General features: G+C 69.6%; 24 protein-coding genes. 13 read left to right on the forward strand and 11 right to left on the reverse strand.

The features are described from left to right. Nucleotides 1-13: 13 nt before the first annotated feature. The gene (locus OHA03_RS15840) at nucleotides 14-772 is read left to right on the forward strand and encodes a MerR family transcriptional regulator (RefSeq protein WP_267004494.1); all 759 of its coding nucleotides are present in this window, start codon (nucleotides 14-16) and stop codon (nucleotides 770-772) included. Between the two features lie 44 nt (nucleotides 773-816). Here the strand turns inward: OHA03_RS15840 and OHA03_RS15845 are convergent, their stop codons facing one another. Further along, nucleotides 817-1182: a YbjQ family protein gene (locus OHA03_RS15845; RefSeq protein ID WP_267004495.1), complete on the reverse strand. Its 366-nt coding sequence runs from the start codon at nucleotides 1180-1182 to the stop codon at nucleotides 817-819. Nucleotides 1183-1339: 157 nt separating this feature from the next. On the opposite strand from OHA03_RS15845, the gene OHA03_RS15850 reads away from it, so the two are divergent. Continuing rightward, entirely contained in the window at nucleotides 1340-2053 is a 714-nt protein-coding gene (locus OHA03_RS15850; RefSeq protein ID WP_267004496.1) for a DedA family protein, read from the forward strand. 25 nt (nucleotides 2054-2078) lie between these two features. Here the strand turns inward: OHA03_RS15850 and OHA03_RS15855 are convergent, their stop codons facing one another. Beyond that, nucleotides 2079-3782 carry a threonine/serine exporter ThrE family protein gene (locus OHA03_RS15855; RefSeq protein ID WP_267004497.1) on the reverse strand — a complete coding sequence of 568 codons (1704 nt, stop codon included), beginning with the start codon at nucleotides 3780-3782 and terminating at the stop codon, nucleotides 2079-2081. A gap of 213 nt (nucleotides 3783-3995) precedes the next feature. Further along, nucleotides 3996-4490, reverse strand: a complete 495-nt coding sequence (locus tag OHA03_RS15860) for an inorganic diphosphatase (protein ID WP_003968257.1) — start codon at nucleotides 4488-4490, stop codon at nucleotides 3996-3998. 86 nt (nucleotides 4491-4576) lie between these two features. On the opposite strand from OHA03_RS15860, the gene dacB reads away from it, so the two are divergent. The 6 genes from dacB to folE all read left to right on the forward strand — a co-directional run bounded on the left by dacB (nucleotide 4577) and on the right by folE (nucleotide 12237). Continuing rightward, entirely contained in the window at nucleotides 4577-6082 is a 1506-nt protein-coding gene (gene dacB, locus OHA03_RS15865) for a D-alanyl-D-alanine carboxypeptidase/D-alanyl-D-alanine-endopeptidase (protein WP_267004498.1), read from the forward strand. A 49-nt stretch (nucleotides 6083-6131) separates the two neighbouring features. Then, complete coding sequence (locus OHA03_RS15870) at nucleotides 6132-7259, forward strand: zinc-dependent metalloprotease (RefSeq protein WP_267004499.1); 1128 nt, start codon at nucleotides 6132-6134, stop codon at nucleotides 7257-7259. Between the two features lie 197 nt (nucleotides 7260-7456). Further along, nucleotides 7457-8584: a tRNA lysidine(34) synthetase TilS gene (gene tilS, locus OHA03_RS15875; protein WP_267004500.1), complete on the forward strand. Its 1128-nt coding sequence runs from the start codon at nucleotides 7457-7459 to the stop codon at nucleotides 8582-8584. Between the two features lie 99 nt (nucleotides 8585-8683). Next, complete coding sequence (hpt, locus tag OHA03_RS15880; RefSeq protein WP_030972308.1) at nucleotides 8684-9223, forward strand: hypoxanthine phosphoribosyltransferase; 540 nt, start codon at nucleotides 8684-8686, stop codon at nucleotides 9221-9223. A 228-nt stretch (nucleotides 9224-9451) separates the two neighbouring features. After that, nucleotides 9452-11488, forward strand: a complete 2037-nt coding sequence (gene ftsH / locus OHA03_RS15885; protein ID WP_267004501.1) for an ATP-dependent zinc metalloprotease FtsH — start codon at nucleotides 9452-9454, stop codon at nucleotides 11486-11488. 143 nt (nucleotides 11489-11631) lie between these two features. Next, nucleotides 11632-12237, forward strand: coding sequence for a GTP cyclohydrolase I FolE (gene folE, locus OHA03_RS15890; protein WP_093777878.1), 606 nt, complete (start codon nucleotides 11632-11634; stop codon nucleotides 12235-12237). A gap of 57 nt (nucleotides 12238-12294) precedes the next feature. Here the strand turns inward: folE and OHA03_RS15895 are convergent, their stop codons facing one another. The 6 genes from OHA03_RS15895 to OHA03_RS15920 all read right to left on the reverse strand — a co-directional run bounded on the left by OHA03_RS15895 (nucleotide 12295) and on the right by OHA03_RS15920 (nucleotide 17244). Next, nucleotides 12295-12777 (reverse strand): DUF3180 domain-containing protein, encoded by a 483-nt coding sequence (locus OHA03_RS15895; RefSeq protein ID WP_030925266.1) that lies wholly within the window; start codon nucleotides 12775-12777, stop codon nucleotides 12295-12297. Nucleotides 12778-12873: 96 nt separating this feature from the next. Beyond that, complete coding sequence (gene folK, locus OHA03_RS15900; protein WP_267004502.1) at nucleotides 12874-13485, reverse strand: 2-amino-4-hydroxy-6-hydroxymethyldihydropteridine diphosphokinase; 612 nt, start codon at nucleotides 13483-13485, stop codon at nucleotides 12874-12876. Further along, nucleotides 13482-13841, reverse strand: a complete 360-nt coding sequence (gene folB, locus OHA03_RS15905) for a dihydroneopterin aldolase (RefSeq protein WP_030972318.1) — start codon at nucleotides 13839-13841, stop codon at nucleotides 13482-13484. Before folB ends, folK begins: the two co-directional genes overlap by 4 nt. Before the next feature lie 191 nt (nucleotides 13842-14032). Further along, nucleotides 14033-14515 carry a nuclear transport factor 2 family protein gene (locus OHA03_RS15910; RefSeq protein ID WP_267004503.1) on the reverse strand — a complete coding sequence of 161 codons (483 nt, stop codon included), beginning with the start codon at nucleotides 14513-14515 and terminating at the stop codon, nucleotides 14033-14035. Then, nucleotides 14512-15309, reverse strand: coding sequence for a dihydropteroate synthase (gene folP, locus OHA03_RS15915; RefSeq protein WP_267008062.1), 798 nt, complete (start codon nucleotides 15307-15309; stop codon nucleotides 14512-14514). Before folP ends, OHA03_RS15910 begins: the two co-directional genes overlap by 4 nt. 93 nt (nucleotides 15310-15402) lie before the next feature. Next, nucleotides 15403-17244, reverse strand: coding sequence for a phosphatidylglycerol lysyltransferase domain-containing protein (locus OHA03_RS15920; protein WP_267004504.1), 1842 nt, complete (start codon nucleotides 17242-17244; stop codon nucleotides 15403-15405). Nucleotides 17245-17383: 139 nt separating this feature from the next. On the opposite strand from OHA03_RS15920, the gene OHA03_RS15925 reads away from it, so the two are divergent. Then, a complete protein-coding gene (locus OHA03_RS15925) occupies nucleotides 17384-18505 on the forward strand; it encodes an esterase family protein (protein WP_267004505.1) in 1122 nt (373 codons plus the stop codon). 15 nt (nucleotides 18506-18520) lie between these two features. Here OHA03_RS15925 and OHA03_RS15930 read toward each other — a convergent pair whose 3' ends face one another. Then, the gene (locus tag OHA03_RS15930) at nucleotides 18521-19708 is read right to left on the reverse strand and encodes an ABC transporter ATP-binding protein (RefSeq protein ID WP_267004506.1); all 1188 of its coding nucleotides are present in this window, start codon (nucleotides 19706-19708) and stop codon (nucleotides 18521-18523) included. A gap of 131 nt (nucleotides 19709-19839) precedes the next feature. On the opposite strand from OHA03_RS15930, the gene OHA03_RS15935 reads away from it, so the two are divergent. The 4 genes from OHA03_RS15935 to OHA03_RS15950 all read left to right on the forward strand — a co-directional run bounded on the left by OHA03_RS15935 (nucleotide 19840) and on the right by OHA03_RS15950 (nucleotide 23397). After that, a complete protein-coding gene (locus tag OHA03_RS15935) occupies nucleotides 19840-20553 on the forward strand; it encodes an ABC transporter permease (RefSeq protein ID WP_267004507.1) in 714 nt (237 codons plus the stop codon). 3 nt (nucleotides 20554-20556) lie between these two features. Continuing rightward, nucleotides 20557-21231, forward strand: coding sequence for an ABC transporter permease (locus tag OHA03_RS15940; protein WP_267004508.1), 675 nt, complete (start codon nucleotides 20557-20559; stop codon nucleotides 21229-21231). Nucleotides 21232-21299: 68 nt separating this feature from the next. Next, entirely contained in the window at nucleotides 21300-22277 is a 978-nt protein-coding gene (locus OHA03_RS15945) for an ABC transporter substrate-binding protein (RefSeq protein WP_267004509.1), read from the forward strand. Nucleotides 22278-22383: 106 nt separating this feature from the next. Then, nucleotides 22384-23397: a hypothetical protein gene (locus OHA03_RS15950; RefSeq protein ID WP_267004510.1), complete on the forward strand. Its 1014-nt coding sequence runs from the start codon at nucleotides 22384-22386 to the stop codon at nucleotides 23395-23397. Nucleotides 23398-23450: 53 nt separating this feature from the next. Here the strand turns inward: OHA03_RS15950 and OHA03_RS15955 are convergent, their stop codons facing one another. Next, on the reverse strand, nucleotides 23451-24593 hold the full coding sequence (locus OHA03_RS15955) for an NADH-quinone oxidoreductase subunit D (RefSeq protein ID WP_267004511.1): 1143 nt from the start codon (nucleotides 24591-24593) through the stop codon (nucleotides 23451-23453). Nucleotides 24594-24646: the final 53 nt, after the last annotated feature.

Here is a 24646-nt window from a genome sequence, read left to right on the forward strand (position 1 = left end):
GGGGCGGGGAACCGTGGATCACTCCGTGGGGCGGGTCGCCGGTTTCGCCGGAGTCACGGTGCGCACACTGCACCACTACGACGGCATCGGACTGCTCTCGCCCAGCGGGCGCAGCCACGCGGGCCACCGGCGCTACGACGACGGCGACCTCGACCGGCTGCAGCAGATCCTGTTCTACCGGGAGCTCGGCTTTCCGCTCGAAGAGATCGCGGTGCTGCTCGACGACCCGGACGCGGATCCGCAGGACCATCTGCGCCGCCAGCACGCTTTGCTGTCCGGCCGGATCGCCGAGCTCCAGAAGATGGCCGACGCCGTCGAAACAGCCATGGAGGCACGGAAGATGGGCATCAATCTCACGCCCGAGGAGAAGTTCGAGGTCTTCGGGGCCAAGGACCCGGAGGAGCACGCGGAGGAGGCCGAGCGCCGCTGGGGCGGAACGGCCACGTACGCGGAGTCGCAGCGCCGGGTGGCCCGCTACACCAAGGACGACTGGAAGCGGATGCAGGTCGAGGTCGCCGCATGGGGCGAGGCGTACAGCGCCGTGATGGAGGCGGGCGAGCCGGCCGGCTCGGAGGCCGCGACGGAGCTGGCCGAGGCGCACCGGCTCCACATCTCCACATGGTTCTACGAATGCACCTACGAGATCCACCGCGGGCTCGGCGAGATGTACGTGTGCGACCCGCAGTTCCGCGCGTACTACGAATCGATCCGGCCCGGTCTGGCCGAGCACCTCCGGGACGCGATCGACGCCAACGCGGAGCGCCGGGCGTAACTCCCTGTACGGGGGCCGAAGGCGCCTCGGCCCCCGTCAGGCGGTCAGGTCTTGCTGATCACTGCCGCCGTGCCGTACGCACAGACCTCCGTGCCCACATCTGCCGCCTCCGTCACATCGAAGCGCATCATCAGCACCGCATTGGCGCCGCGGGCCATGGCCTGCTCGACGAGCCGCTCCATGGCCTGGTTGCGGGTGGCGACGAGGGTCTTGGTCAGCCCCTTCAGCTCGCCGCCGATCATCGACTTCAGCCCGGCGCCGATCTGGCTGCCGAGGTGACGCGAGCGCACCGTCAGGCCGAACACCTCACCGATCACCTGGGTCACCTGGTAGCCGGGGACGTCATTGGTGGTGACGACCAGAACCTCGGACCGCGCGGTCTGACCGCCGCCGTAATCTTCAATGCCCATCGTGTGGCACCTCCTGGGGACAGCTTTGTCCCGGTTCACCCCCTGTGCATCCTCGCGGCATCCTCGCGTGGGCCACTGGAACCCGGAGGCGTCTTGTGGCGTTGATAGCTTTGGGCGGCCACGCAGCCACCATCGACCGATCCTGGAGCCCGGACCCTTGAATACGCTTGCGCTCGGACCGAGCTGGCTGGACCCGGACCATCTCATCGGGCAGTTCGGCCTGCTCGGTGTGTTGGTCATCGTCTTCGCCGAGTCCGGGCTGCTGATCGGTTTCTTCCTGCCCGGTGACTCCCTGCTGTTCACCACGGGCCTTCTGGTGACGACGGACAAGCTGCACACCCCGCTGTGGCTGGTCTGCGTCCTGGTGGCGCTGGCGGCGATCATCGGCGACCAGGTGGGCTATCTCTTCGGCCGCAAGGTCGGCCCGTCGCTCTTCAAGCGGCCGGACTCCCGCCTCTTCAAGCAGGAGAACGTCGAGAAGGCCCACGAATTCTTCGAGAAGTACGGTCCGAAGTCGCTGATCCTGGCCCGCTTCGTGCCCGTCGTGCGTACGTTCACGCCGATCATCGCCGGTGTGAGCCGGATGAACTACCGCTCGTTCATCACGTTCAACATCATCGGCGGCGTGCTCTGGGGCGTCGGCGTCACACTGCTCGGTGCCGGGCTCGGCCAGATCGAGTTCGTCCGCAAGAACATCGAGGCGATGCTCGTCCTGATCGTGCTGATCTCGGTGGTGCCGATCGCGATCGAGTTCCTGCGCGCCCGCAGCAAGGCGAAGAAGGAAGCGGCCGCCCAGAGCGAGGGCCGGGACCCGATCGCCGGAGGCGGCAGCCCGGCTCCGGGCCAGCGCGGCCGCCACGCCAAGCGCTGACCCGACTCCGTACCGGCAGAGGGCGTCAGAAGCCGCGCGTCCGCTTGGCCGCGCGGCGGTTCGCCCCGCCGACCGCTCCCGGCACCCGCATGAACAGCCGGGAGATCTCGCTCCCCAGGTTCACCCCGATCGCGATGGCCAGCGCCGTCGCCACCGCGGTCGACAGCGAGGCGAGCCCCCGGTCCAGCTCGTTCTGCGCGACACCCAGCAGACCGAAGTACGTGGCCGAACCAGGCAGCAGCGGACCGATCGCCGCCGTGATGAACGGCAACGACGAGGTGTACCGGTACCGCGAGAACAGCTGCCCGAAGAGTCCCACCAGACCCGCCGCCACCGCCGTCGCCGCCACCGGCGAGATACCGGCGGTCCGGGCCATCGCCCCGTAGATCACCCAGGCCACACCGCCGTTGAGGGTCACCGCGAGCACCGTGGACCGTTCCTGCTGGAGCAGGATCGCGAAGGCGAAACAGAGCGCCATCGACGCCAGGATCTGCACCACCGGCCGGTCGTGGGCCACGAACCGCTCCTCCGGATTGAGCTGGGCGCCCAGCTGCACCCCCAGATACAGGACCAGCAGCACACCGGTGACGATGGCGATGAAGAAGTACATGACTTCGAGGAGCCGGGCCGCCGCGGTGATGTAGTAGCCGGTCAGACCGTCCTGGACGCCCGCCACCAGAGCCCGCCCGGGCAGCAGGGCGAACAGCCCACCGGTGATGACGGCGGACGGCCGGATGCCCGTCGAGTGGGTCAGGGTCAGTGCGACCCCTATCGCGGCCGGAGGCATCGCCGCCACCACGAACTGGTAGAACTCCGGCATCCCGCGCCCCGCGAAGAGCCAGGCGAGCCGGTCGCCGAGCATCGCGCCGGCCGCCGCCACCACGAAGACCAGCGCGTTGCCGCCGACCAGCACCGACGCCGCACCGGCCAGCCCGCCGCCGGCCAGCGTCAGCACCCAGCCGGGGTACGGATGCCGGTTGCGCCGGATCTCGGCGAGCCGCCGGTACGCCTCCTCCAGGGAGACCTCGACATCCTCGGTGGTGATGTCGTCGACGAGCCGGAAGACGGCCGCCAGCCGGGTGTAGTCGGTGCCGCGGCGGCGTACGGTGCGGCTCGCCGTCACCGGATCGTCGACCAGCGACGGCTGGTGCGAGATCGACAGCAGGGTGAAGGTGACCGTCGGCTCGCAGCGGTCGAGACCGTAACTGCGGGTCACCGCGAACATCGCGGCCTCGACGTCCTCCGCGCCCTCGCCGCCCGCGAGCAGCAACTCCCCGATACGCAAGGTCAGGTCGAGCACGCGCGGCACCGCGGGACCCGCTTCGTCAGGCTTCTGCACCGGCTCGGGCGCCGGCCGCTCGGCGACGGGCATCCGCAGCATCGTGCGCATCCGGTCCTGCCAGGGGGCCTCCTTGGTCAGCTGGACCATCGGAATGCCGTGCGCCGGGGTGAAAGCGGGCGGCGACTGCCTGGCGCCGTGGGTGCGCGGCGGGGCGAACGCGGAACCGATCGTGTCCGAGCCGCTGCCCGAACCCGATCCGGAGCCGGAAGCGGAACCTGTGACAGGTGGCTCGGGCGTCAGACCGGCCGGAATGGCGAACTCCGAGGTGGGATGGTCGTCCTCCGACGGAGTCGCGGACTTCCCCACCCCCTCCGGCGGGACGAAGGCGCTGCGCGCCTCGTCGGACTGGGGCTTCTGGTCCTCAGGACCGCCCTGTTCCGCCACCACTCGACCTCGCTCCTTCTTGGCTGCGCGTCTTCGGTTGCGCTTGTGCCCAGTATGGGCACGGACATGGGTGCACACGCGAAACGGGCGGCACACCGGTGAAAGGTGTGCCGCCCGTTCCTTGCACGGAACTGCAAACGGACCTTGCGCTGGACCGTACGGACCGCATACGGAATCGGCGTCGAGCCTGTCCGACGGCTGCGGGGACCGCAGGCGTCAGTGCGCGCCGCCCTGCGCCTCAAGGCGCTTGTAGGAGGCCTCGATCTCGGCCTCCGCCTCGGCGCGGCCGACCCAGTCGGCGCCCTCGACGGACTTGCCGGGCTCCAGGTCCTTGTAGACCTCGAAGAAGTGCTGGATCTCCAGGCGGTCGAACTCCGACACGTGGTGGATGTCGCGCAGGTGCTCCACCCGGGGGTCGGAGGCCGGGACGCACAGCAGCTTGTCGTCGCCGCCGGCCTCGTCCGTCATGCGGAACATGCCGATGGCGCGGCACTTGATGAGGCAGCCGGGGAAGGTCGGCTCGTCCAGGATGACCAGCGCGTCCAGCGGGTCGCCGTCCTCGCCGAGGGTGTTCTCGACGAAGCCGTAGTCGGCCGGGTAGCTGGTCGAGGTGAAGAGTCGACGGTCCAGGCGGATCCGACCGGTCTCGTGGTCCACCTCGTACTTGTTCCGCGAACCCTTCGGGATCTCGATGGTGACGTCGAACTCCACGGGTGGCTCCTCCATGATCAACACATACGACTGGTGATTAAGTGTCCCCCACGGAGATGTGTGCTCGCGAAAGGGGCTGGTCAACGGTGGCCGAGCCGGTGAAAAGACCGTCGATCAATCCGTTGAAAGCGTTCCGCGGGCCGACCGGAGCGGCCCGCCTGAACAAGTTGCACGGACTGAGCAACTGGCAGTTCACGGCAGGCTCCGCCGTCCTCGGCCTGGCGCTCGCAGCCGGCGCCGTCCTCGCCGCCGGTCCCTGGGACTCGGGTCAGCGTAAGGCCGAGCAGGAGTGGGCGGCCGCCAGGAGCCGTACAGGTGGTGCACATCACGAGGCCGCCGCACCGTCAGGACCGGCCCCGGCCCCCAGTGCCCCGGCGGTCCTCGCGGGTCTGAGCACCGGGGTCAACAAGTCGGCCCCGGATGCCCCGGACACCCCGGACGGAGCAACGGCCGACCTCCGGGACACCCTCACCCCGTTGCTGAACGCCTCCGCGCTCGGCACGGTCCGTACCGCCGTCGTCATCGACACCGCCACCGGCAGGCGGCTGTACGGGAAGGGCGCCGACACCGCCATGACGCCCGCCTCCACCATCAAGATCGCCACCAGCGTCGCCGCGCTCTCCGCCCTCGGCCCCGGACACCGCATCGCCACGACGGTCCAGGCGTCCCCGGACTCCCGCAGCCTCACCCTCGTCGGCGGTGGCGACCCCACGCTCGACAAGGCGGCGCTGCGCGAGCTGGCCGCGGACACCGTGCACGCGCTGCGCGACCGCGGCATCGACACCGTCCGGCTCGCGTACGACACGTCCCGGTACTCAGGACCCGCACTGCACCCGATCGGTCCCAACGAGAACATCGCCCCGGTCAGCGCCCTGATGGTGGACGAAGGGCGGCTCGACGGTACGGACCGCGGACCCGCCCCGCGCAGTGGCGACCCGGCCGGTGACGCCGCCCGCGCCTTCGCCGGACTGCTGAACGACGCGGGCATCGACACCGGGTCGGGCCCGGTGTCCGGCCGCCCGGCCGCCAAGTCGCGGCCCGTCGCCAAGCACCTCTCCGACCCGCTGTCCGCCCTTGTCGAACGAGCCCTGACCAACAGCGACAACGACATCGCCGAGGCGCTGGCCCGGCAGACCGCCCTGGCCACGGGCAAACCCGCCGACTTCGACGGCGGCCGACGGGCCGTCACCGCGCAGCTGAAGAAGCTGCATCTGCCGCTGGACGGCGCAACGTTCGCCGACGGCAGCGGACTGAACCGGCAGGACAAGGTCACCGCCGGGCTGCTGGCCGGGCTGCTGGCCCGCGCCGCCGACCCGGACCATCCCGAACTGCGCCCCGTCCTCACCGGCCTCCCGGTGGCCGGCTTCAGCGGCACCCTCAGCAAGCGGTACACCGAGACATCGCGCGGCACCGGCCTGATCCGCGCCAAGACCGGGACTCTCACCGGAGTGAACACCCTCGCGGGGACCGTCGTCGACGGGCAGGGGCGACTGCTCGCCTTCGCCTTCATGGCATCCGGTACGACCTCGCCGTCCGAGGCCCAGTCCTCGCTCGACGCCCTTGCCGCGAGCCTCGCCGCCCGCACCCGATGAGCCGGTCAAGAGCTCACCGCGGAGCGACCCGAGCACGTACGGTTGACGCATGACGAGCATCGGTGGTGCCGAGATGGTCGACTGGAATCTGGCGGTTGCGACCGCGACCCGGCTTGTACGGCCGGGCCCCGACATCAGCCGCGAGGAGGCCCGCGAAGTCGTCGCGGAGCTCCGCCGGCATGCCAAGTCCGCGGAGGAGCACGTCCGCTCCTTCACGCGGATGATCCCCGAGGGGACCGAACCGGAGGACACCCCGGTCCTGGTCGTCGACCGGGCCGGCTGGATCAGGGCGAACGTCGCGGGCTTCCGCGAACTGCTCCGCCCCCTCCTGGAGAAGATGCAGGACCGGCGCGGCAACAGCCCCGGCGGCGCCGTACTCGGCGCGGTCGGCGGCAAGGTCACCGGTGTCGAACTGGGCATGCTGCTGTCGTTCCTGGCCTCCCGGGTGCTCGGCCAGTACGAGACGTTCGCCCCGGCCGGCCGCGACCTCCCGGCCTCGGCCAACGGGGGCGGCAGGCTGCTGCTCGTCGCCCCGAACATCGTCCACGTCGAGCGTGAACTGGAGGTCGACCCGCACGACTTCCGGCTCTGGGTCGCACTCCACGAGGAGACCCACCGCACCCAGTTCACCGGTGTGCCGTGGCTCCGCGACCACCTGCAGGGTGAGATCCAGTCATTCCTCGACGAGACCGACGTCGACCCGATGACCGTGCTGGAACGGCTCCGCGAGGCCGCCCAGTCGCTCGCCGGCGGCCGGCCCGAGGGCGAGGAGGGCGAGGACCGCAGCCTCGTCGAGATCGTCCAGACCCCTGCCCAGCGTGAGATCCTCGGCCGGCTCACCGCCGTGATGTCCCTGCTCGAAGGGCACGCCGACTATGTGATGGACGGCGTCGGCCCCGAGGTCGTGTCCTCCGTCGGTGAGATCCGGGAGAAGTTCCAGCAGCGCCGGGCACGCGGCGCCTCGCGGCTCGACCAGGCGCTGCGCAAGCTCCTCGGCCTCGACGCCAAACTGCGCCAGTACCGGGACGGCGAACGGTTCGTACGCGCCGTGGTCGACGAGGTCGGGATGGACGGCTTCAACCGGGTCTGGACGTCCCCGAACACCCTCCCCACCAAGGCCGAGATCGCCGCCCCGGCCGACTGGATCGCGAGGGTGCACCGTAAGGCAGAGTCGTGATCATGAGGCGGCCGACGGGGGAAGACGACAGAAGTACGCGCCGGTAATCACCCATCCGAGGGACCGTAGGGGCATGGAAAGGCGTGCAATGCTCGATGGACGGCCCGGCTCTGTCACCATCGACGCACTCTGAGTGACGGCACTCGTTCGTGCCGACGCTTCGAAGCACCCCCAAAACTTCACGAAGGGCACCGGACATGGGTCCCCATCCTGCGGTCGCGGCGATACGCCTGGCGGTCCGCCGCGTACTCCACGACGTACTCAACGAATTCGCCGAACGCACCGATCACAACGAGAACACCGCACACATCCCACAGGGCGAACGCGCCTCGCGCCCCGAGTTCGCCGAAGCCGGCACGGGCAGGTGCGGCGCCGCACTTCCCGACCGTCCCGCGCTCCCCGAACGGCCCGACACCCCGCTGGTGCTGGTCGCCTGTTCCGGCGGCGCCGACTCCATGGCGCTCGCCTCCGCCCTCGCCTTCGAGGCCCGCAAGCTGGCCGTCCGGGCCGGCGGCATCACCGTCGACCACAACCTCCAGGACGGGTCCGACGTCCGCGCCGCCGAGGTCGTCGCCCGGCTCAGGGACATGCACCTCGACCCGGTCGAGGCCGTCGCCGTGCACGTCGGCAGCGAGGGCGGCCCCGAGGCAGCCGCCCGTGACGCCCGCTACGCCGCCCTGGACGCGGCGGCCGAGCGGCACGGCGCCGCCGCCGTGCTGCTCGGCCACACCCGCGACGACCAGGCGGAGACGGTCCTGCTCGGCCTCGCCCGCGGCTCCGGTATCCGCTCGCTCTCCGGCATGGCCGCCGCATCCGGTCCGGCCGGCCGCTACAGGCGCCCCTTCCTCCAGCTCGACCGGCAGACCGCCCGCAAGGCCTGCCTCGTCCAGTCCCTGCCCGTCTGGGACGACCCGCACAACATCGACCCCGCCTACACCCGCTCCCGGCTGCGTCACGAGGGCCTGCCCGCCCTGGAGAAGGCCCTCGGCAAAGGCGTCGTCGGGGCCCTGGCCCGTACCGCGCAGCTCTCCCGCGACGACGCCGACGCCCTGGACACCTGGGCGGCCGAGGCCGACTCCGCCGTACGCGACGACGCCGGGCAGCTGGAGTGCGCCAAGCTGTACGCGCTGCCGCCCGCCGTCCGCCGCCGGGTACTGCGCCGTGCGGCCGTGGAAGCGGGTGCTCCGGCCGGTTCGCTGTTCGCCCGGCACATCGAAGAAGTCGACCGGCTGATCACCGGCTGGCGCGGCCAGCAGGCCATCAACCTCCCCGGCCGAGTCGAAGCCCGGCGCCAGGGTGGCAGACTGGTGATTCGGCAGAGCTGACGCACAAGCGGCTGACATGCAGGCGAGCGGCCGCGCAGGCCCGGGACACCACTCCGGGCCGGGCAGGCAGAGAAAGAGACGCGGGTGAACGAGAAGGACATGGGCACCGACCTTCAGGCGGTGCTCCTCACCAAGGAAGAGATCGACGCAAAGCTCGTCGAGCTGGCCGCGAAGATCGACGCGGAGTACGCGGGCAAGGACCTGCTCATCGTCGGCGTCCTCAAGGGCGCAGTGATGGTGATGGCGGACCTGGCGCGCGCGCTGTCCACCCCCGTCACCATGGACTGGATGGCCGTCTCGTCGTACGGCGCGGGCACCCAGTCGTCCGGTGTCGTCCGGATCCTCAAGGACCTGGACACCGACATCAAGGGCAAGCACGTCCTGATCGTCGAGGACATCATCGACTCGGGTCTGACGCTGTCCTGGCTGATGTCGAACCTGGGCTCGCGTGAGCCCGCCAGCCTGGAGATCTGCACCCTGCTGCGCAAGCCGGACGCGGCGAAGGTCGCGCTCGACTGCAAGTGGGTCGGCTTCGACATCCCCAACGAGTTCGTCGTCGGTTACGGCCTGGACTACGCGGAGAAGTACCGCAACCTGCCGTTCGTCGGGACGCTCGCCCCGCACGTCTACGGCGGCTGACCGGCCGCAACCCCTCCTTCCCGGGCCCGCATCCGACGCGGGCGGGCCGCCGGGGAACGCTTGACCGCCGCTCGGCGTTGAAGACTTCGAAGGCACGTTTGACAGACGTCCTCGGCGGTCACGGGTGACAATGCTGGGGTACCGTCCGAAGAACAGTCTTTTCTCACAGCAGCATTCAGCAGCATTTACCTACGGGCAGGAGGGACGGGGCGACTTCGCTCCGTATGGATGGACGTGAAGCGATACTTCCGTGGGCCGGTCATGTGGATCGTGCTGGCCGTCCTCGCCGTGGTCGTGCTGATGCAGGTCGTCGGCTCGTCGGGCGGCTACAAGACGGTGGACACCGGCAAGGTGATCCAGGCGATCAGCAAGGACCAGGTGGAGCAGGCCAAGCTGACCACCGGTGACGAACAGATCCTCAAGATTGAGCTGAAGGACGGCCAGAAGCTCCCGGGCGAGTCCGGCAGCAAGTTCCAGGCGAGCTACATCGGTGACCAGGGTGTCCAGCTTGCCGACACACTGCAGAAGAAGTTCGAGAGCGGTGACATCGAGAAGGGTTACACCGTCTCGCCGTCGAAGCAGTCGCCGTTCATCTCGATCCTTCTCTCGCTGCTGCCCTTCGTCCTGATCGTGGTCGTCTTCCTGTTCCTGATGAATCAGATGCAGGGTGGCGGCTCCAAGGTCATGCAGTTCGGCAAGTCCAAGGCCAAGCTGATCACCAAGGACACTCCGAAGACGACGTTCGCCGATGTGGCGGGGTCTGACGAGGCGGTCGAGGAACTCCACGAGATCAAGGAGTTCCTCCAGGAGCCGGCGAAGTTCCAGGCAGTCGGGGCCAAGATCCCCAAGGGCGTCCTGCTGTACGGGCCTCCCGGTACGGGCAAGACGCTGCTCGCACGCGCCGTCGCGGGCGAGGCGGGCGTCCCGTTCTACTCGATCTCCGGTTCCGACTTCGTCGAGATGTTCGTCGGTGTCGGTGCCTCCCGGGTACGTGACCTGTTCGAGCAGGCCAAGGCGAACGCCCCGGCGATCGTCTTCGTCGACGAGATCGACGCCGTCGGTCGGCACCGCGGTGCGGGTCTCGGCGGTGGTCACGACGAGCGCGAGCAGACCCTGAACCAGCTGCTCGTCGAGATGGACGGATTCGACGTGAAGGGCGGCGTGATCCTGATCGCCGCCACGAACCGGCCGGACATCCTCGACCCGGCGCTGCTGCGTCCGGGCCGCTTCGACCGGCAGATCGCGGTCGACCGGCCGGACATGCAGGGCCGTCTCGAGATCCTCAAGGTGCACCAGAAGGGCAAGCCGGTCGCCCCGGACGTCGATCTCGGCGCCGTGGCCCGTCGTACGCCCGGCTTCACCGGTGCCGACCTGTCGAACGTGCTGAACGAAGCGGCGCTCCTCACGGCGCGCAGCAACCTGAAGCTGATCGACAACGAAATGCTGGACGAGGCGATCGACCGCGTCGTGGCCGGCCCGCAGAAGCGGACCCGGATCATGTCCGACAAGGAGAAGAAGATCACCGCGTACCACGAGGGCGGACACGCCCTGGTCGCGGCGGCTTCGCCGAACTCGGACCCGGTGCACAAGATCACGATCCTCTCCCGCGGCCGCGCCCTCGGTTACACGATGGTGCTGCCCGAGGAGGACAAGTACTCCACGACGCGCAACGAAATGCTCGACCAGCTTGCCTACATGCTGGGCGGGCGCGCGGCCGAGGAGCTGGTCTTCCACGACCCGACCACCGGCGCTGCGAACGACATCGAGAAGGCCAGTGCCACGGCCCGCGCGATGGTCACGCAGTACGGCATGACGGAGCGGCTCGGCGCGATCAAGTTCGGCGGCGACAACACCGAGCCCTTCCTGGGCCGGGAGATGGGCCACCAGCGCGACTACTCGGAAGAGGTCGCGGCGCTCGTCGACGAAGAGGTCAAGAAGCTCATCGAGACGGCGCACAACGAGGCCTGGGAGATCCTCGTCGAGAACCGCGACGTTCTCGACAACCTGGTCCTCCAGCTGCTGGAGAAGGAGACCCTCGGCAAGGAGCAGATCGCCGAGATCTTCGCCGGGATCGTGAAGCGTCCGGCTCGCCCGGCGTGGACCGGCTCCGCACGGCGTACGCCATCGACGCGGCCTCCGGTGCTCTCGCCGAAGGAGCTCGCTCTCACCAACGGCGTCACCACGGCCAACGGGTCGACGCCGACGGACACCGCCCCGGCCGCCCCGGCAACCGAGGTGATCCCGGAGGAGCGTCCGGAGAGCTAGTACGGACCCGGTGTGGCCCCCGTCACGGGGGTCCACCGACCCGGAATGGATGCCGTGCCCCCCAGGTTTTAGCCTGTGGGGCACGGCTTTTTGGTATGCCCGCGCGATGCCGCGCAGGTGACAGCTGAAGGAACGAGGCACAGATGACCGACCCGGTGACGCTGGACGGCCAGGGTTCGATCGGTGAGTTCGACGAGAAGCGGGCCGAGGCCGCGGTGCGTGAGCTTCTCATCGCCGTCGGGGAGGACCCGGACCGGGAGGGGCTGCGGGAGACGCCGGGACGGGTGGCGCGGGCGTACAAGGAGATATTCGCGGGCCTGCACCAGGCGCCCGAGGACGTCCTGACGACCACGTTCGACCTCGGTCACGACGAGATGGTGCTGGTCAAGGACATCGAAGTGTTCTCGACCTGTGAGCACCACCTGGTGCCGTTCCGGGGAGTCGCGCACGTCGGGTACATCCCGGCGACCACCGGAAAGATCACCGGTCTGTCGAAGCTGGCCCGGCTGGTCGACGTCTACGCCCGGCGCCCGCAGGTCCAGGAGCGGCTCACCACGCAGATCGCCGACTCGCTGATGCGGATCCTGGAGCCGCGCGGAGCCATCGTCGTCGTCGAGTGCGAGCACATGTGCATGTCGATGCGCGGGATCCGCAAGCCGGGCGCGAAGACGCTGACGTCGGCGGTACGCGGCCAGCTGCGCGACCCCGCGACGCGCGCGGAGGCAATGAGCCTGATCATGGCGCGCTGAGGGCCGGTTGCCGGTGCTGCCGTGGATGGTGCCGGTGTGCCGGACGGGCACGGCGCGTCAGGCGGAAGCGGCGCTCTTGTCGTCGTCCTTGTCGTCCGGGAGCTTGCAGACGCGCTCCAGGAACAGGGCGGCGGCAACCACTCCGATGCCCGCCAGCACCGCCAAGCCGGCGTAGATCGCCTGGTCGCGGCGGGCAGGAACGTCGAGCGAGCCGAGCAGGAAGACTCCCACGCCGCCGTACAGGCCGGCGACCAGTGAGACGACCAGAGCACTGGCCTGGCCGAACACCACGGCGCGGGCCGCCATCAGCGGCTCGACGCCCTTCGCGCCCGGGCGGCGCTCACGCTGGGCGCGCAGCCGGGAGCGGATGGAGAGCGCCGTCGCGAGCAGGATGACGGCGATCACCGCGAGCACGACGGGCGCGGCGAGAGGCACGCTCGGCAGTGTGTCGAGCGAGTCCCAGAGGCGGGCACCGCCCCAGGACAGCACGCCTGCCGCGACGAAGATTCCGGCCAGTACCCCGAGCCGTAGTTGCCTCACCGCGAGAGCCGCCCTTCGCCGCCGGTCGACCGATCGTCGGTCTCTGTGTCCGTCTGTCTGTTCTGTGCCGTTGCCGGCCTGCCCTGAGCCTAACGACTACTCGGGCAGGCGGAGTTCCAGATCGGGCCGGGGCTGTATGCCCTCGCGTCCGACGCCGTTGAGCAGGTCGGCGACCGGACCGCGGCCGGGCAGCTGGGCCTCGGGGTCGATGTCGTGCCACGGGGCGAGGACGAAGGCGCGCTCATGGGCCCGGGGGTGGGGGAGGGTGAGGACCGGGTCGTCGGAGACCACGTCCGCGTACGCCACGATGTCGACGTCGATGGTGCGCGGGCCCCAGCGCTCCTCACGGACCCGGTCGAAGGCCTCCTCGATGGCCTGGCCGCGCTCCAGGAGGGAGGACGGGGGAAGCGTCGTCTTCACGACGATCACCGCGTTGAAGTACGACGGCTGGGAGCCGGGGGCGACGCCCCAGGGCTCCGTCTCGTACACCGGGGAGACCGCCTTGACCCGGAGGCCGGGGGTGTCCTCCAGCGCGTCGATGGCGCCCTGCAGGGTCTCCAGCCGGTTGCCGAGGTTGGAGCCGAGGGAGAGCACGGCTCGTTTGGGGTTCGAGAGAGTGATGTCCGCGGCGTCCACCTGCTCGACCACGGAGGCGGGAACCGGCTGTACGGTCGGGTCGCTCTGCCCCTCGGTAGAAAATGCAGTCATGCTCGGCTCCGGGTGATGGTGATGGTCACATCGTCGAACGGAACGGTGATCGGCGCATCCGGCTTGTGGACGACGACCTCCACCTCCTCGACACCTTCGTGCCCCAGGCATTTCTGGGCGATGCGTTCCGCGAGTGTTTCGATCAGATCGACCGGGTCTCCCTGCACGATTTCGACGACTTCCTCCGCGACCACGCCGTAGTGCACGGTCTTCGTCAGGTCGTCGGCGGCTGCCGCGGGACGGGTGTCGAGGCTGAGCACCAGGTCCACGATGAAGGTCTGGCCCTCTTCCCGCTCCCGCGGAAAGACACCATGGTTCCCACGGGCCCTGAGGCCGCGCAGCGCGACACGATCCACGCGAATCACTCCTGCTGTCGTTGGTCGTAGAGGCCCGGGGCCGCGTGCGGGCGGCGAGGTGCCCTCATTCGAATCTACCTGCGAGCACCGACAGTGCTCGCCCGCGGGGCTATGGACAAGGCCGTGCTGGGCTGGTAGCCGCCTCCCCTACCCGTGGTCCCGGATTCCATTCCCTTCGGAGGCATACCCGCTCAGGAGGGCGTGTCCTCGTCGTCGTCTTCATCGGAGTCGGCCAGCACCGGCGACCCGTGGTGGGACCACAGCTTCCAGCCGTCCACGGTGCGGCGGAACACATTGGTGGCGACGACGAGTTGGCCGACCAGCGGCCCGAGCTCGCCGCCGTCCTCCGCCGGGCCGCCGCTGAGGATGTTCTCGGTGCAGGTCACCAGGGCCGTGTCACCGGTCATCGAGACCCCGACATCGGTCAGGAAGAACTGGATGTACTCGGTGTTCGCCATGATCAGCGCATAGCTGCGCAGCACCTCGCCGCGGCCGCTGAGCACCGGCCAGCCGGGGTGGACGCAGGAGATGGTGAGGTCCTCGCCGGGCAGCCAGAGCCCGGAGAGCTCGTCCAGATCGCCGCGTTCCATCGCCTCGTAGAAAGCGGTGTTGGCCTGCTCGACCGCCGCGATGTCGGCGGCGGCCTCCGCCTGGTCGTCGTGGCGCTCGCTCACGCGGCTCCCTCGACGGCGCGGGCGACCCGTACGGCGTCGGCGGTGGCCCGGACCTCGTGGACCCTGACCGCCCAGGCGCCCGCCCGGGCGGACAGGGCGGAGATCGCGGCGGTGGCCGCGTCGCGTTCGCGGGCGGGCGGCGGGGCGGCGCCCTCGCGGGCCAGCACATGGCCGAGGAACCGCTTGCGGGAGGCGGCGACCAGCAGCGGACGGCCGAGGGCGCGCAGCTCGTCGAGGTGGGCGACGAGGGCGAGGTCGTGGGCGGCGTCCTTGGCGAAGCCGAGGCCCGGGTCGACCACGATCCGTTCGGGGGCGACACCGCCCGCGACCACGGCGTCCATCCGCATCCGCAGCTCCGCGACGACCTCGGCGACGACGTCCTCGTACACCGCGCGGCTGTTCATGGACTCGCTGAAGCCGCGCCAGTGCATGACGACGAACGGCGTGCCGGACGCGGCGACGACCGGGATCATGTCCGGGTCGGCGAGCCCGCCGCTCACATCGTTGACCAGGGTCGCACCGGCGGCGACGGCCTGTTCGGCGACGCGCGCCCGCATGGTGTCCACGGAGATCGTGACGCCTTCCCGGGCCAGCTCCCGGACGACCGGGACCACGCGCCGCAGCTCCTCGGACTCGTCCACCCGGCTGGCGCCGGGGCGGGTCGACTCGCCGCCGACATCGACCAGGTCGGCGCCCTCGGCGACCAGGTCGAGGCCGTGCTTGATCGCAGCCGTGGTGTCGAACCAGCGGCCCCCGTCGGAGAAGGAGTCCGGGGTCACATTGACGACGCCCATGACCGCACAGCGGTCCCACTCCGGCAGGCCTTGGACCGTGCCTCGTCCACGCAACGTACTCATGCGACCAGCGTAGGCCCGTACCGAGCGGTGTTATGCCGTGCGGGCACCGTGCTCCTGGCCGACGGCCGGTGCGTGGGCGCAGGGGAGGGGCCGGGCGGACGCGAAGCGGCGGGCGAACGGACGGGGCAGTCCGACGTTGACGAAGCCCTCGGCCTGCATTGCGGCGAACGAGATCCGGGGCAGGTCGCGGCCGGTGCGGTAGACGACGAAGCGGGGCTCCCAGCGGGGCCGGAACTTGGCGTTGAACTTGTACAGCGACTCGATCTGGAACCAGCGCGACAGGAAGATCAGCAGGCCGCGCCAGCCCCGGAGCACCGGGCCCGCACCCAGTCGCTCGCCGCGGGCGAGCGCCGAGCGGAACATCGCGAAGTTCAGCGAGATGCGCTCGATGCCGAGCCGGGGCGCGTCCTGGAGGGAGGCGACGATCAGCAGCTCGTTCATACCGGGGTCGGCGGAGCGGTCGCGGCGCATGAGCTCCAGGGACATGCCGTCCGTACCCCACGGGACGAAGTGGATCACGGCCTTCAGGTCGCCGTACGGGGAGTCGGCGGTGCGCTCGTCGGTCTTGTAAGCGGTGGCGATGACGCAGTCGCCGTCGGCCGGGTCGCCGATCCGGCCGAGCGCCATGGAGAAGCCGCGCTCGGTGTCCGTGCCGCGCCAGTCGGCGGCGGCCCGCCGGATGCGGGCCAGCTCGGTCTCGCCGATGTCGCGGACGCGCCGGACGCGGGTCTCGTAACCGGCCCGCTCAATGCGCTTCACCATCTGGCGCACGTTGCGCATCGCGCGACCGGCGAGGGAGAAATCCGCGACATCCACCACCGCCTCGTCACCGAGCTCCAGCGCGTCGAGCCCGGTCTCGCGGGTCCAGACCTCGCCGCCGGTCTCGCTGCAGCCCATCACCGCGGGTGTCCAGGAGTGCGCCTTGGCCTCGTCCATGAACCGCTCGATGGCGCCCGGCCAGGCCTCCACGTCGCCGATCGGGTCGCCGCTGGCCAGCATCACGCCGGACACGACGCGGTAGCAGACGGCGGCCTTGCCGCTGGGGGAGAAGACGACGCCCTTGTCGCGGCGGAGTGCGAAGTGGCCGAGCGAGTCGCGGCCGCCGTGCTTGTCGAGGAGGGCGCGCAGCCGGACCTCGTCCTCCTCGGTGAGGCGGGCGGCCGGATGTTCGGGGCGGAACGCGAGATAGATGGTGGTGACGGCGGTCAGCAGACCGAGTGCGCCGAGCGAGTACGCCACGGTCCAGGAGGTCACCCCGGCGTACTCGACGGGACCCTCGAAGCCGAACATTCCGTACAGGACGTGCTGGAGCCGGTCGGCGATGGAGGGGTTCCCGACGACCCGGCCGGGGTGGACGGAGACGATGACCAGCCCCAGTCCGAGCGAACCCGCTCCGAGGAGAACGAAGTTGGCCAGTGCCCACCAACGGCTCCGCGGGTCGGGGAGTGCGGTGAATTCATTCCGGTGGCGGACCAGCAGGTAGCACAGCGCCAGTGAGACGACGGTGCCGATGACCGAGTGCCGGTAGGCGAACTGCGCCGCCGCACCGGCCGGCAGGAGGGCCACGGCGGCGCGCCAGGCCCGCCGCTTGCGCCGCTTGAGGCCGTGTGCGAGGAGCAGCAGCAGCACTCCCGCGCTCAGCGACAGCGCGGCGGCGAAGGGGCCGAGGGCCCCGGGGAGCACTTCGGCGAGCGTGTGCATCCGGCTGTGCCTGAAGCGTGGGAACACGCCTGCGGCGACGTCGATCAGGCCGACGAACGTGCAGGCGGTGCCGACGAGTGCCGGAACGGCCTCCGGACGCGGTCCGCGTACGAGCTTGCGTACAGCACGCGGAACCGAACCCGATTTATCCCCATCTAGCGTGACAGACATCGCTTCCCGTGGCTCCGCGAGAGATTCCTGAGTCCGTCGGCCGAAGCGCCCCGGACGATGTGCGACCTCTAGGACGAGGCTTCCGGGCAGCGGGTTCACCCGCATCCCGGAAATTTCCTGACAAGAAAGCTCACCCACTATGGGGCTCACCAGTAAGGCAGTTCTGGCCCTGGCCATCGGGCTGGCTGTCGTCCTGTTCGCCGCCACGGTCTGTTTTTGGCCGCGGCTCGCCCGCCGCAGTGTGTCCGCGGTGTTCGGCCGGGTCGGCCTGTTGCTGGCCACCCAGGTGATGCTCTTCGCCTCGGTTGGCCTGCTGGCAAACAACTCCTTTCAGTTCTACAGCTCCTGGGCCGACTTCTTCGGTCGGCAGCAGGAACCGGGCGTGGTGGCGGACGGTGCCACCGGGGCGTCGGCATCGCAGAACATCGTCCGGATCGGGATGGAACGGCCCGATGTCCGGGGCGAATCGCGGCCCACGGCCGTCGGCCGGATCGACAAGGTGGTCGTCGCGGGACGGCGGTCGGGAATCGAGAGCTCGGCGTATGTGTATCTGCCGCCGGAGTACTTCCAGTCCGAGTACGCCCGCCGGACGTTCCCCGCGGTCGTCGTCCTCACCGGCTACCCGGGTACCTCGGAGAACCTCCTGAAGGGTCTTCAGTACCCGCGGACGGCACTCGATCGGGTGAGAGCCGGCCGGGCGCAACCGATGATTCTGGTGATGCTGAGGCCGACGGTCGCGCCGCCGAGGGACACCGAGTGCGTGAACATAAAGGGTGGTCCCCAGACCGAGACGTTCTTCGCGAAGGACCTGCCGCAGGCGGTCTCGGACGCGTACCGAATCGGGAAGCGGGCGCGGAACTGGGGCATCATCGGCAACTCGACCGGTGGCTACTGCGCGCTGAAGATCGGCCTGCACCACCCGGACAGGTTCTCGGCCAGCGCCGGTCTGTCCGCGTACTACAGGGCGGCCGAGGACCCGACGACCGGTGATCTCTTCCACGGGAGCCGGCAGGCCCGTGAGCGCGCCGATCTGCTGTGGAGCCTGGACCATCTGCCGCAGCCCGACTCGTCCTTCCTGGTGACCACGTCGCGGCACGGCGAGGGGAACTACTGGGGTACGCGGCACTTCATGGCGAAGGTGAAGGCACCCGCGCAGGTGTCGTCGATCGTGCTGGACAGTGGCGGGCACAACTTCAACACGTGGCGGCGGGAGATCCCTTCGGCGCTGGAGTGGATGAGCAGCCGGCTGAGTGAGAACTGAGCGTTCGTCGCCGGCTCAGCGAGTGCCGGTCCTGGCAACGGTCGCCACGGTTTCCACAGCCACCTCGGCGCGGGGCACGTCCTGGGCGTCCGCGTCGATCGAGCGGCGCAGCGCTTCATGGAGACGAGCCGGGGTGAGCACCCCGAGGAACCGGCCGGTGCTCTCCTTGTCGATGACCGCTATCCAGCCCGCGTCGTGCTGGAGCATGGTGGCGAACGCCTGCTTGAGCGGGGCGCCGACGGGGAGCCAGGCCTCCATGCGGCGGGCGTGTTCACGGACCGTGCCCTTGGCCTCGGTGGGGGCGGTGCCCGCCGGGATCCAGCCGTGCAGTTTGTCGTCGCCGTCCAGGACTACGGCCCAGCGCGCACCTTCCGCGCGCAGCCGCTCGGTCGCCCGGGAGAGCGGGTCGTCCAGATGCACGACGGGAGGCTGGTCGAGGTCGCTCTCCTCGATGGGGGTGACGGAGAGCCGCTTGAGACCGCGGTCCGCGCCGACGAAGTCCGCGACGTACGGGGTGGCGGGTGCGCCGAGTACGGTCGCCGGGGAGTCGAACTGCTCGATGGAGCCCTGTCCGTAGACGGCGATCCGGTCGCCGAGCCGGACGGCTTCCTCGATGTCGTGAGTGACGAAAAGAACGGTTTTGCGGACCTGCGCCTGGAGCCTGAGGAATTCGTTCTGCAGGCGTTCACGGACGACCGGGTCGACCGCGCCGAAAGGTTCGTCCATCAGCAGTACCGGCGGATCCGCGGCCAGTGCCCGTGCCACTCCGACGCGTTGGCGCTGACCGCCGGAGAGCTGGTCCGGATATCGGTCACCGTAAACGGACGGATCGAGCCCCACGAGGTCGAGGAGTTCGGCGGCGCGCTCCCGGCCCTTTCCCCGTTTCCAGCCCAGGAGATGGGGAACGGTCGCCGTGTTCTCCAGCACCGTCTTGTGCGGGAAGAGACCGACCTGCTGGATCACGTAGCCGATACGGCGGCGCAGTCGGACGGGGTCGATGGAGGATATGTCGTCCCCGTCGAGGAATATCCGGCCCTCGGTCGGTTCGATCAACCGGTTCACCATCTTCATGGTGGTGGTCTTGCCGCAGCCCGACGGCCCCACGAGCGTGACCAGTTCACCCTCGGCCACGTCGAAGGAGAGATCGTCGACGGCGGTCGTGCCGTCCGCGTACCGCTTGGTGACGTGCTCGAATCGGATCATGGTTCCCCATTGTGGCGCGTGTTCTGTGAAGGACATGTTGCTGGAATACAACGGCCTCGGCGATTGTCAGTGGTCGAGGATAGGGTCGCCAGACATCGGTCCGACACGGCAAACGGGAGGTGGGGGGACGGATGGCCGGACAGAACTGCCTGGTGGCGAACGACTGGATCTGTGGGGAGTATCTCCGCTCCCGCAGCCAGGAGTTGACCGATGCGACCGTCCAGCACATCTGGATCACCGCGGTATCGGTGGTGATCGGACTCCTGGTGGCATTTCCGCTGGCGCTGCTCGCGCGCCGCAGCCGGCGGCTGGCGGGACCGGTGCTCGGACTGACGACGGTGCTCTACACCGTGCCTTCGCTGGCGATGTTCTCGCTGCTGCTGCCGCTGTTCGGACTTTCCGCCGCGCTGGTGGTCACCGGCCTTGTGCTGTATTCGCTGACCATTCTCGTACGGAACATCCTGGCCGGGCTCGAAGCGGTGCCGCAGGAGGCGAAGGAAGCCGCGAAGGGCATGGGGTACGGGCCGGGGAGACTGTTGTGGGAGGTCGAACTCCCGCTGGCGCTGCCCGCGTTGATGGCCGGGGTCCGCATCGCCACGGTCTCCACGATCGCACTGACGACCGTCGGATCGATCGTGGGCCGAGGCGGCCTCGGCAACCTCATCGAGGATGCCCTGCCGAGCTTCTTCAAGGCGCAGGTGCTCACCGCGTCGGTGCTCTGCGTCCTGCTCGCGGTGGTCGCCGACCTGCTGCTGCTCGGGGTGCAGCGGTTGCTGACGCCCTGGACCCGGATACCGAGGGCCCGCGACGCCGTGGGCACGGGCGCTACGGCAGAGGCGGTCTGACGCATGGGAGTTCTCGCAGAGGCCTGGACCTGGCTGACCACCGGCGCCAACTGGTCGGGGGAGAGCGGGGCGGGCCACCGGCTCGGCGAGCATCTGTACGTCAGCGGGGTGTCGCTCGCGCTGGCCTGCGTGATCGCGCTGCCGTTGGCCCTGTATCTGGGGCACATCGGGAAGGGGGGCGCGCTGGCCGTCAACATCTCCAATGTGGGGCGGGCGATCCCGGTCTTCGCGGTGCTGGCCCTGTTCATGGTGTCGCCGCTGCGCAACGCCGGATATGTGCCGACGGTCATCGCGCTGGTGCTGTTCGCCGTGCCGCCGCTGCTGACCAACGCCTATGTCGGGATGGCGGAGGTGGACCGGTCGGTGGCGGAGGCGGCGCGAGGCATGGGGATGTCCGGCGGCCAGCTCTTCGTACGGGTCGAGCTCCCGCTGGCCTATCCGATGATCATGACCGGCCTGCGCTCGGCGGCGGTCCAGGTCGTCGCCACGGCCACGATCGCCGCGATGGTCGGCCAGGGCGGTCTCGGCCGGATCATCACCGCCGGATTCAACACGTACAACACACCGCAGGTGGTCGCGGGCGCGCTGCTCGTCGCCGTGCTCGCCCTGCTCGTCGAGGCGGTGCTGGTGGGGCTGGACCGGGTCCTGTCGCCGCTCCGCCGTCGGCGGACCGCCTGATCAGCTGATCCCATTCATATGCCCAACGCACCTCGCAAACAGCCCTGTTGCTGTGGACGGAGAACAACATGAGCAAGACCTCGCGCATAGCGGGCGCGGTCATCGGCATGGTCGTGCTGGCCGGCTCGCTCGCAGCCTGCGGCGGCGACAGCCTGGAGAAGGACAAGGGCGGTTCCGCCGCGTCCGGTGATTCCGGGAAGAAGGGCTCACTCGTCGTCGGCGCCGCCGCCTTCACCGAGTCCAAGGTGGTCGCCGAGCTGTACGCGCAGATTCTCGGCGACGCCGGATACAGCACCTCGGTCACCACCGTGAAGAACCGGGAACTGTACGAGCCGTCCCTGGAGAAGGGCGAGATCGACGTCGTACCGGAATACGCCGCGACGATCGCCGAATTCCTCAACGCCAAGGTGAACGGGGCGAAGGCGGCCGAGGAGAAGCCGGTTGCCTCCGGGGATGCGGCGGCCACCGTCGCCGCGCTGGAGAAGCTCGCCACCCCGCGCGGATTGAAGGTGCTTCCGGCCGGTGACGCCGTCGACCAGAACGCCTTCGCGGTGACCAAGGAATTCGCCGACAAGAACAAGCTGAAGACTCTTTCGGACCTCGGCGCTTCCAAGCTGAAGGTGAAGATCGCGGCGGGTGACGAGTGCGAGGTGCGGCCGTTCTGCGCACCGGGTCTGAAGAAGACGTACGGCATTGATGTCACCGGTATCGACCCCAAGGGAGTCGGTACCCCGCAGGCCAAGCAGGCCGTGAAGGACGGCAAGGACCAGCTGGTCCTCACCACCACCACGGACGCGGTGCTGGACAGCTACGGCCTGGTGTTCCTGGACGACGACAAGAACCTCCAGAACGCGGACAACGTCCTTCCGGTTCTCAATGCCAAGGACGCCGGCGCACCGGACATTGCCGATGCGCTCGGCAAGCTCACCAAGGTGCTCACCACGGAGGACCTCGCGGAACTGAACCGTAAGGTCGACGCCGAGCGTGCCAAGCCCGCCGATGTGGCCAAGGACTATCTGCAGTCGAAAGGCCTGATCAAGAAGTAGCAGATGACGACTTAGGAGGCCGCCGGTAAGCCCGTCAGGTAACTGCCGGGGAACAGATTGCCGGGCGGCCTCCCAAGTGACCCCTACGCACGGTAAATTTCAGGCCATGCCACGTGGACGTCATCGCCATTCGCCACCTCTGCACAGAATCCTTCCTCCTTCGGTCGTCGCCGGAGCGGCAGTCGTCTGTGCGGCGGGTGCCTGGCTTCTCGCCGAACCCCTGATCCTGCGCGCACTGGTCGCCGCCGCGGCGGCCGCCGCCGTCACCGGGGCGTATCTGATGCGCGCCTGGGACCGGGAAGCGGGCCGCCGCGTCGCGGACCTGACGCGCGCCCGTGCCAGCGACGAATGGAAGACCGAGGAGCGCATAGCGGAGCTCGAGGCCGACCTCGACGAGTCGCGGACGCTGCGCGTCCGGCTCGAGACGAAGCTTCGCCGCAAGCGCGTGGAGCTCGCCGGTCTGCGCGGTGAGCACGCCGCACTGCTGCGCCGGTATGCCAACGCCGAGACCGAGCGGGCCAGCGCGCTGGAGGGTCGCAGGCAGCTCGCGATCGAAGCGGCCGCCACGCCCCGGGAGCTGCCCACCGCCCGCTCCACGCCGACGCCGGCCGCGTATCTGCGCGCCGCCCAGGCCCTGCAGGACCTCAGCCGCAACGCCGCGCTCCAGGAGGCCCGCCGCACCGCCGAGCAGGCCAGGAAGCGCGACCTGGAGGAGCGCGCCCGGGAGGCCGAGGAGCCGCAGGGGAAGCATGCGGCGACCGCGGCACCGGGCACCGAGCAGCGCCGCCCGCAGGCCGCCCTGCCCCCGGCCCGCCGCCCGTCGACGGTGCTCCCGGCGCCGCGCACGGTCCCGGCCGCCAGTGCGGTCGTTCCCTACGCCGCGTCCCGCCGTCATCCGGTGCCGCAGGGAAGCTTCGACTTCTTCGGTACGCAGAAGGCGCACGCCGCGATCGAGTCCGTGCAGAACGAGGACCTCGCGGACGTGGTCGGCGAGGAGGCGCTGGCCGCGCACCGCACGGGCACGGCCGAGAACCGCACGGTCGGCAAGGTCATCGACCTGACGGCGCACGACGAGACCGAACAGCTGGACGTCGCCGGACTGCGCAGTGCCATCTCGTAGCGGGCGGCAGATCTCGTAACGGGTGGGCGGCAGCGGTCCCAGGGCCCTGTCGGCTACTTGTCGATGTCGCCGACCACGAAGAACAGCGAGCCCAGGATCGCCACCATGTCGGCGACGAGCGTCCCCGGCAGCAGCTCGGTGAGCGCCTGGATGTTGTTGTACGAGGCGGAGCGGAGCTTCAGCCGGTACGGGGTCTTCTCGCCCTTGGACACCAGGTAGTAGCCGTTGATGCCGAGCGGGTTCTCGGTCCAGGCGTAGGTGTGGCCCTCGGGGGCCTTGAGCACCTTGGGGAGCCGCTGGTTGATCGGACCGGGCGCCAGGTCGGCCATCCGGTCCAGGCAGGCGTCCGCCAGCTCCAGCGCGTTGTGGGTCTGTTCCAGCAGGCATTCGAACCGGGCCAGGCAGTCGCCCTCGGTGCGGGTGACGACCTTGAGGGTGTCCTGCAGGTCCCCGTACGCGAGGTACGGCTCGTCGCGTCGCAGATCGAAGTCGACCCCGGAGGCGCGGGCGATCGGACCGGACACCCCGTACGCGTGCACGGTCTCGGCGGACAGCACACCGACACCGCGGGTTCGGCCCCGGAAGATCTCGTTGCCGAGCACCAGCCTGTCGTACACGTCCATCCGCGAGCGGACCGACGCGATGGCGTCCCGCGCGCGACCCAGCCAGCCCGCCGGGAGGTCCTCCTTGAGGCCGCCGACCCGGTTGAACATGTAGTGCATCCGGCCGCCGGACACCTCCTCCATCACGGCCTGGAGCTCCTCGCGTTCCCGGAAGGCGTAGAACACCGGGGTGATACCGCCCAGTTCGAGCGGGTACGAACCGAGGAACATCAGATGGTTCAGCACCCGGTTCAGCTCGGCGAGCAGGGTCCGCGTCCAGACCGCGCGCTCCGGGACCTCCATGCCGAGCATCCGCTCGACGGCCATCACGACGCCCAGCTCGTTGGAGAACGCCGACAGCCAGTCGTGGCGGTTGGCGAGCATCACGATCTGCCGGTAGTCGCGGGCCTCGAAGAGCTTCTCCGCGCCGCGGTGCATATATCCGATGACCGGCTCGGCGTGCTGGATCCGCTCGCCGTCGAGGACGATCCGCAGACGGAGCACGCCGTGGGTCGAGGGGTGCTGGGGCCCGATGTTGAGCACCATGTCGGTGCTCTCCGCCGCGCCGCCGATGCCGACTGTCGTCTCCGTCATACGGCCAGTATTCCCTGAGCGCCGGGGGTGGTGCGGGGTGGGGCGCCTGCCGG

It is taken from the genome of Streptomyces sp. NBC_00154, assembly GCF_026342835.1.
Taxonomy (GTDB): Bacteria; Actinomycetota; Actinomycetes; order Streptomycetales; family Streptomycetaceae; genus Streptomyces.

Coding starts and splice junctions, on each gene's coding strand:
- OHA03_RS15845 (WP_267004495.1), bottom strand. CDS start 1,182: ATGGGCATTGAAGATTACGGCGGCGGTCAGACCGCGCGGTCCGAGGTT.
- OHA03_RS15870 (WP_267004499.1), top strand. CDS start 6,132: ATGACGAGCATCGGTGGTGCCGAGATGGTCGACTGGAATCTGGCGGTT.
- tilS (WP_267004500.1), top strand. CDS start 7,457: ATGGGTCCCCATCCTGCGGTCGCGGCGATACGCCTGGCGGTCCGCCGC.
- hpt (WP_030972308.1), top strand. CDS start 8,684: ATGGGCACCGACCTTCAGGCGGTGCTCCTCACCAAGGAAGAGATCGAC.
- ftsH (WP_267004501.1), top strand. CDS start 9,452: ATGGACGTGAAGCGATACTTCCGTGGGCCGGTCATGTGGATCGTGCTG.
- folE (WP_093777878.1), top strand. CDS start 11,632: ATGACCGACCCGGTGACGCTGGACGGCCAGGGTTCGATCGGTGAGTTC.
- folK (WP_267004502.1), bottom strand. CDS start 13,485: ATGACTGCATTTTCTACCGAGGGGCAGAGCGACCCGACCGTACAGCCG.
- folP (WP_267008062.1), bottom strand. CDS start 15,309: ATGGGCGTCGTCAATGTGACCCCGGACTCCTTCTCCGACGGGGGCCGC.
- OHA03_RS15920 (WP_267004504.1), bottom strand. CDS start 17,244: ATGTCTGTCACGCTAGATGGGGATAAATCGGGTTCGGTTCCGCGTGCT.
- OHA03_RS15925 (WP_267004505.1), top strand. CDS start 17,384: ATGGGGCTCACCAGTAAGGCAGTTCTGGCCCTGGCCATCGGGCTGGCT.
- OHA03_RS15930 (WP_267004506.1), bottom strand. CDS start 19,708: ATGATCCGATTCGAGCACGTCACCAAGCGGTACGCGGACGGCACGACC.
- OHA03_RS15935 (WP_267004507.1), top strand. CDS start 19,840: ATGGCCGGACAGAACTGCCTGGTGGCGAACGACTGGATCTGTGGGGAG.
- OHA03_RS15940 (WP_267004508.1), top strand. CDS start 20,557: ATGGGAGTTCTCGCAGAGGCCTGGACCTGGCTGACCACCGGCGCCAAC.
- OHA03_RS15945 (WP_267004509.1), top strand. CDS start 21,300: ATGAGCAAGACCTCGCGCATAGCGGGCGCGGTCATCGGCATGGTCGTG.
- OHA03_RS15950 (WP_267004510.1), top strand. CDS start 22,384: ATGCCACGTGGACGTCATCGCCATTCGCCACCTCTGCACAGAATCCTT.
- OHA03_RS15955 (WP_267004511.1), bottom strand. CDS start 24,593: ATGACGGAGACGACAGTCGGCATCGGCGGCGCGGCGGAGAGCACCGAC.